A 14,100-nucleotide genomic window follows, 5' to 3' on the forward strand; every position below is an offset into this window, starting at 1 on the left:
CCAGGGGATGGGGCGATCCGGTTCTTGTGCCGGAGACCCTGACCCACCTCGTCTCGCACCTTTGAGGGTGTCGCCATCAGGTTGCATGCTGGTGGCAGATACTTCGCAGAGCAGGTCGGGATGGGTTCAGTCTTCGATGGTGCCCTTGGTGCACCGGAGGTGGTGAACGAGGCATGGCAACACAAACAGTCGTGGTCGGTGTCGATGGATCTGAGAACTCAAAGGAAGCCCTGCGGTGGGCTGTCGAATTCGCACACAAGTATGACTCCGTGGTGGAAGCGACCGCCGTCTGGCAGATTCCAGTGGCATATTCAAGCATGATCGCCTATCTTGAACCGGAACAGAAAGTCGCGAAACGGACCAGCGAGATGTTGGCCGAAACGGTGCGTGACGCCGTAGGTGAGGATTCCGGAGTGATCGAGAAGGTGCTTCGCGGCATTCCGGCAGAGACGCTGGTCGATCTTTCGAAGTCCGCGCAGCTGCTGGTGCTGGGCACCCGCGGTCACGGTGCCTTCGCCGGAATGCTCTTGGGCTCGGTCAGTCAGCACTGTGTGGCCCATTCCAAATGTCCCTTCGTCGTCATCCCAGACCACAAGGACAAGAAGAAGTAGGCGTGCTCTGTCCCGCAACGGCAGCGGGTCAGGAAGGATAGGTTCGGAACCGGACGGATGCAGGGTCTGATGTCATCGAAACTGGATCCACGTCGTCAGTGGAGTGTGTCATAACGTACCCGTCGCTAAACGCATGGGTTTTAAAGCACTTCAATTGCGAGACAGCATGACGGGTCATTGAGCCGGAGTTCCGCGACCGCGAGTGAATCGTTGTGAGCTTCGATCGGTGTGAACCTAAAAGTCGGACCGAAGGGGAGGAACGACTTAAGGAAGTCTCGTCTCACGCGACCTTCACCAGCCAGGAGATTGCCGGGCTGCCGGAACCTGTACAACGGCATCTCCGATGTGCAATATGTGTTGGTGTCCGCTGACGAGGACCATAAAACTGAAGATGCGCGGCAGCATCAAGCTGGGTCGATGGTTGCCGTTTCAAGCCACGCAGATACTCAACCCACACAGAGGTTTCGTCTGGGCAGCTCGTGTTGCCGGAGTTATTGTTGGATCCGATCAGTACCTTGACGGTATCGGTGGCATGGATTGGAAACTCTTCGGGTTGTTCACCGTCGCGTCCGCTGCTGGCCCAGATGTGTCTCGTAGCGCTGCTGGTCGTGGTGGAGTAGAGGCCGTCTGGGTTCCGACAGCACTGCTGCCTCGATTTGTAAGTGACGTGGTCCGCTACCGATGAGTCGCACATTTGGTGGGTTGAACATACCCAGCTCAGGGCGACTCGGCTGGAACTTCGGTATCGATCGTTGGCCGGATCAAGAATTCTTCCGATACGAGATAACCGAGCTCCAGACGATTTGAATGACCCGGACGACTGCCTGCAAGCCAGCTGGTGACTGGACACCCATATGGGGTCACGGACTTCCATTGGCAGACAAAGCTGACTGTGTCGGTTGGTCCGCTCGTCGAAGGTTCGCGCTCAGGCGCCTTTCACATGACACCAATTCGGTGCTTTCAAATATCTTGTATCCATGTGAGACGAGACATGTGGGAGTCGAACCATTTTTTCTGTGCCCTTTCAACCCAGAAAGGATGCCGCAATGCCCCCATCAGACCCGACTCGGCGCCAGCATGCGCGAGTTGCGCGCCCGACGATTAGCACCTTGGAACGCTCCAACTTCGCCCGAAACAAAGATGGAAATGCTGAAAGTTGAGTTGGCTCGGGGCCCTGTGCCTGGGCGGCGAAGCGTGATCGCGGTCTGCCGGCACGAGGCAGCCAAATCTAAACAGTGTCCGGGTTGAAATTGTTGCTTCCAAACGTGGCTTTCGATGGCAGACTGGAGAAATATGATTTGAAGGGGCGTTGCATTCGCTCGCCCTAACCCCACGCGGTGCGCGTGGTGAAGGAGGCTCAGCTCTATGGAGATGTTCCAGAACGTCTTTGACAGCGTCGACACTGTCTTCACATACGTTCTCGTCGCTGTTTTGATTCCCACCGGGTTGTACTTCACGATTCGCACGGGTGCAGTCCAGATACGGCTGCTTCCCGAAATGTTCCGCACGCTCACGCAGCCCGGGGGCCGGGATGCCGAAGGCAAGAAGAACATTTCACCGTTCCGGGCTTTCTCTATATCCGCAGCCTCGCGCGTAGGCACCGCGAATATCGCCGGTGTGGCACTTGCCATCTCCTTGGGCGGTCCCGGCGCGATGTTCTGGATGTGGTTGACCGCCATCGTCGGCGGGGCGACGGCGTTCGCCGAGTCCGCACTCGGTCAGCTCTACAAGGTCAAGGACGGCCCCAACTTCCGAGGAGGCCCGGCCTACTACATCACGCACGGGCTGAAGATGAAATGGCTCGGGTTGATCTTCGCTGTGATCGTTGCCATCACCTATGGCATCGTATTCAACACGGTGCAGTCCAACTCCATCGTCGATGCGGTCGGAGCGTCGTTCGACATCGATGGCTCCAACAACTTCATGTTCTCCGCGATCGGCGGACTGGTCATCGCCGTCGGCGCCTACGCGATCTTCGTCGGTGGTGCCAAGCGCATCTCAAATGTTTCCGCGTACCTCGTGCCGATCATGGCCGGACTGTACCTGATCGTGGGGATCATCGTCGTGGTGATGAACATCGGTGCTGTCCCCGGGATGATCGGCACCATCTTCTCCGACGCCTTCAGCATGCATTCGATCGCCGGCGGATCGATCGGTTCGATCATGCTGGTGGGCGTCCAGCGCGGGTTGTTCTCCAACGAGGCAGGCATCGGCTCTGTCCCGAACGCCGCCGCGACGGCATCCGCCTCGCACCCTGCCAAACAGGGCTTCGTGCAATCCCTGGGCGTGTACTTCGACACGATCCTTGTCTGCTCGATCACTGCTTTCATCATCCTGCTCTCCAACCCCGAATACGGCAGCTCGGCCGAAGGGGTCCAGCTGACGCAGACCGCGTTGAGCGGACAACTCGGCCAGTGGGCGATCCACTTCCTCACCTTCGCGATCTTCCTCTTCGCGTTCTCATCGATTCTGGGCAATTACTACTACGGTGAGGCCAATATCGAGCATCTGACCCGCAGCAGGGTGGCACTGCGCATCTATCAGGTGATTGTGATGGTCGCCGTGTTCGTCGGCGCGATTGCCGCCCTGGACATTGTCTGGACTGCCGCAAACATCTTCATGGCGATCATGGCGCTGATCAACCTGTTCGCCTTGCTGATGCTCTCTCCGCTCGTGTTCAGTCTGTTGAAGAACTATATGAATCAGCGCCGTGCCGGACAGGAGCCCATCTTCCGCCGTGACGATCTGCCCAGTTTCAAGCACATCAATACAGAGGTCGAAGCTTGGGACGATACGGACGAGGTCACCACGACCGCGTTCTGGGAGAGTCGCGGCAAGAATGTGCGCCAAGATCCCGTGCGGGCAGACGGCGGCACCGAGGAGGATGCCGGCGGTTCGGGCAGGCCACCACAGCAGTAGCCGGCACAGCTCGAATCAGAGGGCAGTGGAGTTGCAGACACGAAGCGAGAAGACGTGTTTGGGTCACGGGGTTGAGGTCGAACTCGCGGAGGCCGCTCCCAGGGTGGCCGACCCTCAGTCTGTGAACGCCTCGCAGAAGCTCGGGTTCAAGGAACTGGCTCAGATCGTGTGGAATTCAGAACCGAACAATGGCTCGGCGTTGATTCTCTCAGTGCCTCATCGCTTGCCGATGAGGCACTGGTCCAAGCCGGTCGACGAGACCGTCAGTCGCGGTCGACGGTGAGGACCCGGTAACCCTTCGACGATCCAGTTCGTACGACGTTGAATCCCTCACCCAGAGTTTCGATGAGCCATTTTTGGAGCGAATCCGCACCGAGGTTCTTCGAGACGACGAGATCAGCGCGCCCACCTGGAGCCAGCCGTGGCAGCCAGGTGGTCAGCAGGTCATGCAGAGCGTCCTTGCCAACCCGGATCGGCGGATTCGAACGGATCGCAGTGAACTGCATGTCGGACGGAATCTCGTCAGCGGTGACGGGACGAATCGAAGTCAGCCCGTGGCGCTGCGCATTCTTTCGAGTCGCGTCAAGGGACCGGGAGTTGACGTCGAGCGCCCACACCCGGATATCCGCCTCGGCGTCCTTGGCTCTGAGGGCTGCGTCTAAGGAGATAGGGCCCCAGCCGCACCCCAGATCAAGAATGTCGCCAGGCTCTGGCGCCGGCAGATGCCGCAGCAGGACCGCGGTTCCCAGATCCAAACGGGTGGGGGAGAAGGTCCCCGAGACGGTCTCGACCGTGACTTCCCGGCCCGCGATATCGAGTGTGAGCTCGCGTGTTTTGGCCTCGCTGCTAGGCGATTGCGTGAAATAGTGCTCTGACACTGCTCCAGTCTAGACGGCTGTGGGAGAATTGAAGGACACCTCTCTCATCTGAGAGGAAACTCTCCGCACGGCAGCAGCGCCGCCGAGAGTGGAAACGAACAAAGGAATGAATGACGTCTACTGACAAAGAACGTCGGGACGCGATGCTCGACCGCGTTCTCGCACGAGGCGCCCAGGCGTTGGGCACCAAGGAATCAAACGTCGACGACACCTCGCAGTTCGATCTGGCTGAGAGGGCGGCACTCAAACGAGTCGCTGGCCTGTCCACCGAACTCGAAGACATCACCGAGGTCGAATACCGTCAGGTTCGCCTGGAGAAGGTCGTCCTCGCAGGACTGTGGAACACGACACAGGCCGACGCCGAGAACTCGATCAGGGAACTCGCGGCACTCGCAGAGACCGCCGGATCGGAGGTCCTCGACGCCATCATCCAACGACGTGAGACGCCGGACCCCGGCACCTACCTCGGCAAGGGCAAGGCCGCCGAGCTGGCCGAGATCGTTGCCTCCGTGGGCGCTGACACCGTGATCATCGACTCCGAACTCGCACCCAGCCAACGACGCGGCCTCGAAGACGTCATCAAGGTCAAGGTCGTCGATCGTGTTGCTCTCATCCTCGACATCTTCGCTCAGCACGCGAAGTCCCGCGAGGGCAAGGCCCAGGTTGAACTGGCTCAGCTCGAATACCTTCTGCCACGCCTGCGCGGTTGGGGCGAGTCACTGTCGCGTCAGGCGGGTGGCCGAGTTGCTGGGGGCGCCGGCATCGGTTCGCGCGGCCCCGGTGAGACGAAGATCGAACTCGACCGCCGCCGGATCAGGGCCAGAATGTCGAAGCTGCGCCGACAGATCGCTGGGATGGCACCCTCGAGATCGACGAAGCGGAAGAATCGCGCGCGCAATCACATCCCTTCGGTGGCAATCGTCGGCTACACCAACGCCGGCAAGTCCTCACTGCTCAACCACCTCACCGACGCCGAGGTGATGGTGCAGAATGCGCTCTTCGCCACCCTGGATCCGACTGTCAGGCAGTCCCGGACCGCGGACGGCATCACCTTCACCTACACGGATACCGTCGGTTTCGTCCGGAACCTTCCGCACCAATTGGTCGAAGCATTCCGGTCGACATTGGAGGAGGCCTCCGATTCGGATCTGCTCCTCCACATCGTTGATGCCTCGCATCCAGATCCGCACGGTCAGATTCACGCCGTTCGGGAAGTGCTGAAAGACGTCGATACGGGAGACATCCCCGAACTCCTCGTCTTCAACAAGGCCGACATCGCCGATGAAGCAGTGGTGACAGGACTCCATGCAGAGTACCCGGAAGCACGCTTCGTCTCCGCCGTGACCACGGAAGGAATTGCCGAGCTCGTCGAAACGATCGAGGCGATGCTGCCTTCGCCGAACATCGACGTCACAGTGCTCATTCCCTATGAACGCGGCGACCTCGTGTCGAAGATCTATGCCCTGGGCATGGTCGAGCATGAAGAGCACGGTGGTGAGGGAACCGCTATGCAGGCGAAGGTTCCAGCAGACCTGGCCGCGGAACTCGCAGACTTCCGACGTCCGGACTTGGTCATCGGAGAGTGAGCAGCGTCGAAGATCTGCTCGAGTCCGCCGTAGGGGCCATCGGCGGCTCGACCAGGAAGGGTCAGACAGAGATGGCCGAGGCAGTCGCCTCATCGGTGGACAAGGGCATCCATCTGTTGGTTCAGGCAGGCACCGGCACAGGAAAGTCTTTGGCGTACCTGGTTCCTGCGGCCGAGTACTCCAGCCGGACAGGCAAGCGCGTCATCGTGTCGACGGCGACCTTGGCCCTGCAGACACAGATCATCCACAGGGATCTGCCGCGATTGTTCAAAGCGGTGAAGAAGACCCTCGACCCGCTGCCACGGGCCGCCCTGCTCAAGGGCCGGCGCAACTATGTCTGCAAACACAAACTCTCCGGCGGTTATCCCGATGAGGGTGAAGGCATGCTCTTCGACCTCGGCGCCGATGCAGAGGCCGGTCGAAAGCCGAACGACCGGTCCGGCCTGGGAGAGGAGATCCAGCGGATCCGGACGTGGGAGAAGACCACGGACACCGGCGATCGCGACGATCTGCTGCCCGGAGTCAGTGACAGGGCCTGGTCAGAGGTCTCTGTCAACGCCTTCGACTGCCTCGGTTCGAACTGCCCCCTGTACACGGAGTGCTTCGCAGAGCTGGCCCGCAATAACGCGGCCGAGGCTGACATCGTCGTGACCAACCACGCCCTGCTGGCCATCGACGCATTCGGTGAGAACACCGTGCTTCCCGAACACGATGTCATCATCATCGATGAGGCCCACGAACTCAAGGATCGGGTCACGAACGCCCTGTCCGGTCAGATCAACACAAACATGCTCTCGGCCGCCACGAGCTCCGTGCGCAAACACACCATCGTGCAGGATGGTGTTGTCGCACTGCTCGATTCTGCCGCTGCAGCACTGGAGAGGGCCCAAAGCGGTGTCAGCGAGGGCCTGATCATGAATATGAGCGAGGCGCTGTCCCTCGCGCTGGCCCAGATTCGTGACTCCACACGACAGATCATCAACGACATCGGCGGCAAGACCGAAGAGTCCGACGCCGGTCGACAGATGGCCAAGGCCCGCTGCCAGGAGATCTTCGACCTCGCCGAGCGCTTCTGCTCACCGGGTAAGAACGACGTCGTGTGGCTGTCTCGAAGCACCTTCCGCGAGCGCGAGACCACCAATCTCGTCGTCGCGCCGCTGAGCGTTGCCGGCACCATGCGGTCAGGAATCTTTGAAGATTCGACGGTGGTGGCCACCTCGGCGACTCTGTCACTGGGTGGCAACTTCGACGCGGTCGCAGCCTCGTTGGGGCTGTTCGGCCCCGACGCACCCAAATGGGACAGCCTCGACGTCGGATCACCCTTCGATTACGGCAAACAGAGCATCCTCTATGTCGCCGCCCATCTCCCGCGCCCGGGCCGCAGCGGCCTGAGCGAACAGGCACTGGATGAGCTTGAAGCACTGGTCACCGCATCTAAGGGTGGGGCGCTGGGACTGTTCTCCTCACGTGCGGCCGCGAACGCCGCAGCGGAACATCTGAGAGCGAAACTGGACATCCCGATCCTGCTCCAAGGCGATGACGGACTGCCGTCTCTCGTCTCTCAATTCACCGCAGATGACCGCGCCTGCCTGTTCGGCACCATGTCACTGTGGCAGGGAGTGGACGTACCGGGCCGGACCAATCGTCTCGTCATCATCGACAGACTTCCGTTCCCACGACCCGATGACCCTCTGATGCAGGCGAGGTCGAGAGATGCCGACGATCGGGGAGTCAACGGGTTCATGGCCGTCAGCGCCACACATGCCGCACTGCGCCTGGCCCAGGGCGCGGGCCGCCTCATCCGGTCGACCTCTGACAGGGGAGTCGTGGCGGTCCTCGACTCACGCCTGCGCTCGGCTCGATACGGCGGCTACCTGGTGAATTCGATGCCAACGATGTGGCCGACGACGGATGCGGCACTCGTGAAGTCCAGCCTGGGACGTCTGGCAGCCACCGACGACTGATTTGAGCCCGAGACGCACTGTGCCCCCGACCGTCATCGGTCGGGGGCACAGTCATCGGAACCTCAGTGGTCGAAGACCTGGGGAGAAAAGTCAGAGGCGACGGATCACTGACACGACGAGACCCATGATCTGGGCATAGGTGCCGTCGATCGGTTCATAGTCCTTGTTCTGGGGGAGCAGCCACTGGTGGCCGGCCTTGCGCTTGAGGGTCTTCACAGTCGCCTCACCATCGAGCAGGGCGGCGACGATCTGACCGTTGTCAGCGGTGTGCTGCTTGCGCACGACCACCCAGTCGTCGTGACAGATCGCGGCTTCGATCATCGAGTCACCGACGACCTTGAGCAGGAACATGTCGCCCGAGCCCACGACCTGTGTCGGCAGGGAGAAGACATCGTCGACCTCCTGCTCAGCCAAGATGGGCCCACCGGCGGCGATGCGGCCGACGACGGGGACCTGGACGGTGTTGTTGGCCAGCTCTTCGTACTTGGCCCGCTCTGCCTCTTCTTCCTCGAAGGGATTGACCACTTCGATGGCGCGCGGGCGCTTCGGGTCTCGACGGACATAGCCGAGGCGTTCGAGCTGGGATAGCTGGTGAGCCACGCTGGAGAGCGAGGCCAGCCCGGCAGCCTTGCCGATCTCGCGCATGCTCGGCGGGTAGCCGTTGGTCACGACTGCGCGTTCGATGGTCTCGAGGACCAGACGCTGTCGTGGGGTCAGACGAAAATCGCCCTCGCCGGTGGAGCCTTCCGGAATCGAGACGTCCTCGTCATCGCTGCGGGCGGCTGCGATTTCGCTGGCGACGTCCTCGTTGCGGGGACGGCCCCTCCCTCGTTTGTTCTGAACCATTGCTCGTTCCCCTTCGTTCTATTCCCGCCAGCCTCACCGCTTGATCCTCACGTCGAGAATTCTCGTGTCAGTGCCGCCTGAGATGGTTCTTTCAGATCAATCAACAACGCTGGTTCTCTCTCATTGTCGCATAAATGTTCGAGTTGGACTGGACATATGTTCGATTGGCATGTTGAATAGAACAGACGTTCTACCTATTACGGGTGGAATCGTACGAAGGAAAGAGGTTAAGCGATGTCTGCACTGAACCAGGAACTGCGTTTCACCACTCGTGGACGCCAGGCCATGCGCCTGCTTCGGACCATGGTGTGCGCTCTCGTCATCGTCGGCGGAGCATTCTTCGTCGCCACACAGTCGTTCTCGGCAGCCGCCGGAGCAGAGACTGAGGACATCGGAATCGACGCCGAGGCAGTCGTCGTCGGTGAAGGGGAGTCACTGTGGGCAGTGGCCGTGGATCTCGGGATCGACCGCGACACCCGCGATGTCGTCGCTGACATCGTCGACATCAACCACCTGTCCTCGCCTGTGGTGCACCCGGGGCAGACCTTGGATGTGCCCAAACGCTAGACTGATGCGGTGGGAAATAACGAGTCATTGCCAGTGCGTTCGGACCTAGTCGGCCTCAAGCCCTACGGCGCTCCGCATCTGGATGTGCCAGTGCAGCTGAACGTCAACGAGAACGCCTATCCGATCCCCGATGTGGTCGTCGAGAGTATGCGCGCAGCCGTCGACGGACACTTCGCCGGACTCAACCGCTATCCCGACCGTGAGTTCGAGGACCTGCGCGAGCATCTCGTCACCTATCTGCAGGGCGTCAATGACCGCGCCGGACAGTCCGTCGAGCTCAGCTCCGACATGATCTGGGCGGCAAACGGGTCGAACGAGGTCCTCTCCCATATTGTGCAGGCCTTCGGCGGACCCGGGCGCACTGTCCTCGGATTCACCCCCAGCTACTCCATGCACCCCCTGATCACAACTGGCACCGGTGCCACCTGGCAGGCCTCGGCGCGCAACGACGACTTCACGCTTGATGCGGAAACCGTCGCCGCCGAGGTGGCCGCATTGAACCCGGACATCGTCTTCCTGTGCACCCCCAACAACCCGACAGGCACCTCGATCGACCTCGACGTCATCGAAGCCGCCTACGACAACTGCTCAGGCATTGTCATCGTCGATGAGGCCTACGCCGAATTCTCCCGACCTGCACGCGCCTCTGCCATGACGCTGCTGGACGGCCGTCCCCGGTTGGTCGTGTCACGGACGATGAGTAAGGCCTTCGCCTGCGCCGGACTGCGTCTCGGTTACGCCATTGCGTCACCGGACCTCATCGATGTTCTGCGCCTCGTGCGACTGCCCTACCACCTCTCGGAAATCACGCAGGTGCTTGCGTCCACCGCTTTGGAGCACGCCGACCTCCTCCTGGAGAACGTGGACAGGCTCATCGACTCCCGCGACCGAATCTCGCAACACCTGGATGCGGCGGGGTTCACCGTCTACCCCAGCGATTCGAACTTCGTTCTCTTCGGCAGCATCGCCTCACCTCATGATCTGTGGCAGAAGCTGCTCGATCGCGGAATTCTCATCCGCGACATCGGCATCGACCATCACGCACGGGTCAATGCCGGCACGGATGAGGAAACCACCGCGTTCCTCACCGCAGTCGACGAGATATTGGCCGAGGACCCGGCCATCGTGCTGTCCGCCAACTGAGTCGACATCGCTGAGATGCGCACACCCCGACATACCGCTTCGCTTGAGTCAGAGGACAATGGTCTTCAGACGGCACTTACCCTTCCTACGAAAGGCCATCCATGAGGCAGGCACAACGCTCCCGTACGACCTCGGAATCCTCGGTCAACGTTTCCATCAACCTCGACGGAACCGGTCAGTCCGACATTTCGACGAGTGTTCCCTTCTTCGACCACATGCTCACGGCGCTGTCGAAGCACTCACTCATCGACATGGAGATCAAGGCCGACGGCGATACACACATCGACGTCCACCACACGGTTGAGGACACCTCCATCGTCCTGGGCCAGGCACTGCTCGAAGCTCTGGGCGACAAGTCCGGCATCCGCCGCTACGGTCTGGCCGCCGTGCCGTTGGATGAGGCTCTGGCTCGCTGCGTCGTCGATGTGGCCGGCCGACCTTACTTCGTGCACGAAGGTGAGCCCGAAGGCCAGCAGTACCACCTCATCGGCGGTCACTTCACCGGGTCGATGACCTCACACTCGCTTGAGTCGATCGCCTTCCACGCCGGCCTCACCGTGCACCTCGACCTGCTGCGCGGCCGGGATCCGCACCACATCGCCGAAGCAGAGTTCAAGGCCTTCGCCCGTGCTCTGCGTGAGGCAGTCGAACCCGATGAGCGCAACAACTCGGTACCCAGCACCAAGGGAGTCTTGTGAGCACCACCGTCGTCGTGACCCCGTTCGGTGTAGCCGAGCAGCTGGCCGCTGCCTGCGTGCTGTCGAACATCAAGGGAACCATCGTTCCCATCGGAGACTTCACCGGAATCGTCCTGGCCGACACCGATGTGCAGGCGGGCAACGAGGCGGCCGCAGCGATCTCCAAACTCTCGGGCAAACACGAGGTTCTCCTCCTTGCCCGCAGCGAAGAGCAGATCGATGCCGGTCATTTCCGCCACGGTGCCCGCGAATCGGATGTGCCGGCAGGGCTGGCGCTGAAGAACCTTCCAGACGTCCTCGAGCAGCTCCTGCTCGAAATCAAGTCGGCCGACGAGGTGGAGGGCAACATCCCCACCTCCTCCATGACGAAGCTGCAGGCCAGCGCCGCCACAATGTCTCCTGGCCGGGCCGCCGTGGCCCGAACTGCACTGCTGTGGATCGTCGTGGCAGTACTCGCCGGACTCATCACTGCCTTCGGCATCACCATTGGGCTCACCGGGAACACGATGGCCTGGGTCGTCGCCGTCTTCGGCGCGATCGTCCTCGGCTTCTCCCTGTGGAGGATCTACAGCGTCCTGACCAAGGGAGCAAAGCAATGAGCACGGTCGCTGTCCTTGACTACGGGGCAGGAAACGTCCGTTCAGCCGTACGCGCGGTGGAAGCAGCCGGCGCCGAGGTCGTTCTCACAGCTGACCGGTCCGCCATCGATGCCGCCGACGGTCTGCTCGTCCCCGGCGTCGGTGCCTATTCGGCCGTGATGGCCGGATTGACGCGAATCGGCGGAGACGAACTGATCCGCTCCTGGCACGAGAGCCAGCGACCTCTGCTCGGCATCTGCGTCGGGTTGCAGGTCTTCTTCGCCAGCGGAGAAGAGCACGGTGTGAAGACCGAAGGCATCGGACTCTGGCCCGGCGCCGTCACCGCGCTCGAGGCTCCGGTCGTTCCCCATATGGGATGGTCGCAGGTCAGCGCGCCGACGTCGTCGCGGATGTTCGACGGTGTGGCCGAGGAACGTTTCTACTTCGTCCACTCCTATGCGGCGACCGAAACCCCGCCGGACACGGTGGTGACCACAGCAACCCATGGCAGCAGCTTCATCGCAGCAGTCGAGGACGGCACCACCTGGGCATCCCAGTTCCACCCCGAGAAGTCAGCCGACGCAGGTGCACGTCTGCTGCGCAACTGGATCGGCTCCTTCCCAGAAGCGGGCGCGGCCCGCCACTAGGATTGTCCGAACCCTCCAGGTTCATCTGCTCCAACTCGTTCACATCAGTCTCGACAGCCTCTTGAGAAAGGTCACAATGACTCAAACCCCCAACAAGCTCGTCCTCCTTCCCGCCGTTGACGTCGCCGATGGCAAAGCCGTCCGCCTCGTCCAGGGCGAAGCCGGCACGGAGACCGACTACGGTTCACCCATCGACGCAGCCCAGGACTTCGAAAACCGGGGAGCGGAGTGGATCCACCTCGTCGACCTCGACGCCGCATTCGGTCGCGGATCGAACTCAGATCTGCTCAACCAGGTCGTCAAGGCCGTCGGCATCAAGGTCGAACTCTCCGGAGGCATCCGCGACACCGAGAGCCTCGAACGAGCACTCGACACGGGAGCTGAGCGGGTGAACATCGGCACCGCCGCCTTGGAGAACCCGGAATGGACCGCTGATATGATCTCTCGCTTCGGCGATCAGGTCGCCATCGGCCTCGACGTTCGCGGCACCACTCTCGCAGCCCGCGGCTGGACCAAGGACGGGGGAGACCTCTACGAGGTCCTCTCGACACTCGAGAAGGCAGGCTGCGCCCGCTATGTCGTCACCGACGTCCGCAAGGACGGCACGCTGCAGGGACCCAATGTGGAGCTGCTGAAGTCGATGGCGGAGAAGACCGACAAGCCGATCGTGGCATCGGGCGGAGTCTCGAGCCTCGACGATCTGCGCAACCTGCGCGAGCTGGTTCCCTATGGCGTGGACTCGGCGATCGTAGGCAAGGCCCTCTACGCCGGAAAGTTCACCTTGGAAGAAGCCCTCGAAGTCGCTGGAGGCTGAAGAAGTGGCATCGGATACGGGCGATCGCTCGGACTCGGCCGGACAATCATGGTCCGGCCGTGATCTGCGGCCGAACCCGTTCTCAGGCGACTCCGGGCTCGCCGATGCCGGTCTGATCGAAGCACTGAACCAGGTGCGCCAGGAGCCGTTGAACCCGACGCTGCACAGCAAGGTGCTCTCCGCACTGTCGGGGGCCAGGCTGTACGCACCGATCGTTCCGATGGCAGTCGACCAGGAGGTCGGCGAGAACGGACTGATGGTCGACAACTCCTCGGAGATGGCCATGGTTCGGCTGCAGGCCGAAGACGGCCGCGAGTGCACACCCGGTTTCTGCTCGATTCCACCGTTGACTGCGTGGCATCCCGACGCTCGGCCCGTGCCGATCGAATCGGAGCGGCTCGTCCTCGGGGCGATTGAAGCCGATTCGCAGCTCGTTGTCCTCGACCCCGGGGCCGAGACCTCGTTCCTGCTGCGTCGTACCGCAATGTTCGCATTTGCCCAGGGACAGCCCTGGACTCCGTCCTGGGCCGACGCCGAGGTGGGCCAGGCGTTGGTCGCCATCGCCGAGGATTTTCCTTGGCTGGCGCAGATCAGTCTGAGTCCCGGCAGTGCCCGAGTCCATGTCGAGGGGCCCGAGGTCGGCATCCGACTTGGAGTACGCTCTCAAGTCTCCGCCGAGGAGATGAAGCGATTCCAACTAGCTCTGGCCGCCGATGAGACGATCGTGGAGAAGGTGGACTCATTGGCTCTGCAGATCGCCGAGTCGTAGACTCCCGAACCGCAGCGCACCCAATACTTCGGGTCGAGTCCCGAATACAGGGAAAAGGCATGTGCACTTGCCCGAAGTCT

At 61.6% G+C, this 14,100-nt stretch carries 14 protein-coding genes; 12 read left to right on the forward strand and 2 right to left on the reverse strand.

What is annotated here, in order from left to right; genetic code table 11:
- Positions 1-173: 173 nt before the first annotated feature.
- The 3 genes from BANT918_RS08100 (at position 174) to BANT918_RS08105 (ending at position 3,530) form a co-directional block, all read left to right on the forward strand.
- Complete coding sequence (locus BANT918_RS08100) at positions 174-611, forward strand: universal stress protein (protein ID WP_101619764.1); 438 nt, start codon at positions 174-176, stop codon at positions 609-611.
- A 352-nt stretch (positions 612-963) separates the two neighbouring features.
- Positions 964-1,296 carry a DUF6920 family protein gene (locus BANT918_RS18080; protein WP_366633819.1) on the forward strand — a complete coding sequence of 111 codons (333 nt, stop codon included), beginning with the start codon at positions 964-966 and terminating at the stop codon, positions 1,294-1,296.
- A gap of 680 nt (positions 1,297-1,976) precedes the next feature.
- A complete protein-coding gene (locus tag BANT918_RS08105; protein WP_101619765.1) occupies positions 1,977-3,530 on the forward strand; it encodes an alanine/glycine:cation symporter family protein in 1,554 nt (517 codons plus the stop codon).
- Positions 3,531-3,793: 263 nt separating this feature from the next.
- Here BANT918_RS08105 and BANT918_RS08115 read toward each other — a convergent pair whose 3' ends face one another.
- Entirely contained in the window at positions 3,794-4,408 is a 615-nt protein-coding gene (locus BANT918_RS08115; RefSeq protein WP_101619767.1) for a class I SAM-dependent methyltransferase, read from the reverse strand.
- A 110-nt stretch (positions 4,409-4,518) separates the two neighbouring features.
- On the opposite strand from BANT918_RS08115, the gene hflX reads away from it, so the two are divergent.
- Together hflX and BANT918_RS08125 are read left to right on the forward strand one after the other, a co-directional pair.
- Complete coding sequence (gene hflX, locus BANT918_RS08120) at positions 4,519-5,994, forward strand: GTPase HflX (protein ID WP_101619768.1); 1,476 nt, start codon at positions 4,519-4,521, stop codon at positions 5,992-5,994.
- Positions 5,991-7,958, forward strand: coding sequence for an ATP-dependent DNA helicase (locus BANT918_RS08125; RefSeq protein WP_101619769.1), 1,968 nt, complete (start codon positions 5,991-5,993; stop codon positions 7,956-7,958). Before hflX ends, BANT918_RS08125 begins: the two co-directional genes overlap by 4 nt.
- A 90-nt stretch (positions 7,959-8,048) precedes the next feature.
- Here the strand turns inward: BANT918_RS08125 and lexA are convergent, their stop codons facing one another.
- The gene (gene lexA / locus BANT918_RS08130) at positions 8,049-8,804 is read right to left on the reverse strand and encodes a transcriptional repressor LexA (RefSeq protein WP_009885068.1); all 756 of its coding nucleotides are present in this window, start codon (positions 8,802-8,804) and stop codon (positions 8,049-8,051) included.
- 234 nt (positions 8,805-9,038) lie between these two features.
- On the opposite strand from lexA, the gene BANT918_RS08135 reads away from it, so the two are divergent.
- The 7 genes from BANT918_RS08135 (at position 9,039) to BANT918_RS08165 (ending at position 14,020) form a co-directional block, all read left to right on the forward strand.
- The gene (locus tag BANT918_RS08135) at positions 9,039-9,371 is read left to right on the forward strand and encodes a LysM peptidoglycan-binding domain-containing protein (protein WP_009885067.1); all 333 of its coding nucleotides are present in this window, start codon (positions 9,039-9,041) and stop codon (positions 9,369-9,371) included.
- 9 nt (positions 9,372-9,380) lie between these two features.
- Entirely contained in the window at positions 9,381-10,514 is a 1,134-nt protein-coding gene (locus BANT918_RS08140) for a histidinol-phosphate transaminase (RefSeq protein WP_069600398.1), read from the forward strand.
- 101 nt (positions 10,515-10,615) lie between these two features.
- The gene (gene hisB, locus BANT918_RS08145; protein WP_009885065.1) at positions 10,616-11,212 is read left to right on the forward strand and encodes an imidazoleglycerol-phosphate dehydratase HisB; all 597 of its coding nucleotides are present in this window, start codon (positions 10,616-10,618) and stop codon (positions 11,210-11,212) included.
- Positions 11,209-11,811, forward strand: coding sequence for a hypothetical protein (locus BANT918_RS08150; protein ID WP_096160569.1), 603 nt, complete (start codon positions 11,209-11,211; stop codon positions 11,809-11,811). Before hisB ends, BANT918_RS08150 begins: the two co-directional genes overlap by 4 nt.
- Positions 11,808-12,437: an imidazole glycerol phosphate synthase subunit HisH gene (hisH, locus tag BANT918_RS08155; protein WP_101619770.1), complete on the forward strand. Its 630-nt coding sequence runs from the start codon at positions 11,808-11,810 to the stop codon at positions 12,435-12,437. The genes BANT918_RS08150 and hisH overlap by 4 nt, the downstream gene beginning before the upstream one ends.
- A 76-nt stretch (positions 12,438-12,513) precedes the next feature.
- The gene (gene priA, locus BANT918_RS08160; protein ID WP_009885062.1) at positions 12,514-13,251 is read left to right on the forward strand and encodes a bifunctional 1-(5-phosphoribosyl)-5-((5-phosphoribosylamino)methylideneamino)imidazole-4-carboxamide isomerase/phosphoribosylanthranilate isomerase PriA; all 738 of its coding nucleotides are present in this window, start codon (positions 12,514-12,516) and stop codon (positions 13,249-13,251) included.
- 4 nt (positions 13,252-13,255) lie between these two features.
- Complete coding sequence (locus tag BANT918_RS08165) at positions 13,256-14,020, forward strand: SseB family protein (protein WP_009885061.1); 765 nt, start codon at positions 13,256-13,258, stop codon at positions 14,018-14,020.
- Positions 14,021-14,100 lie beyond the last annotated feature (80 nt).

The sequence above is a fragment of the Brevibacterium antiquum CNRZ 918 genome, assembly GCF_900169145.1.
Lineage (GTDB): Bacteria > Actinomycetota > Actinomycetes > Actinomycetales > Brevibacteriaceae > Brevibacterium > Brevibacterium koreense.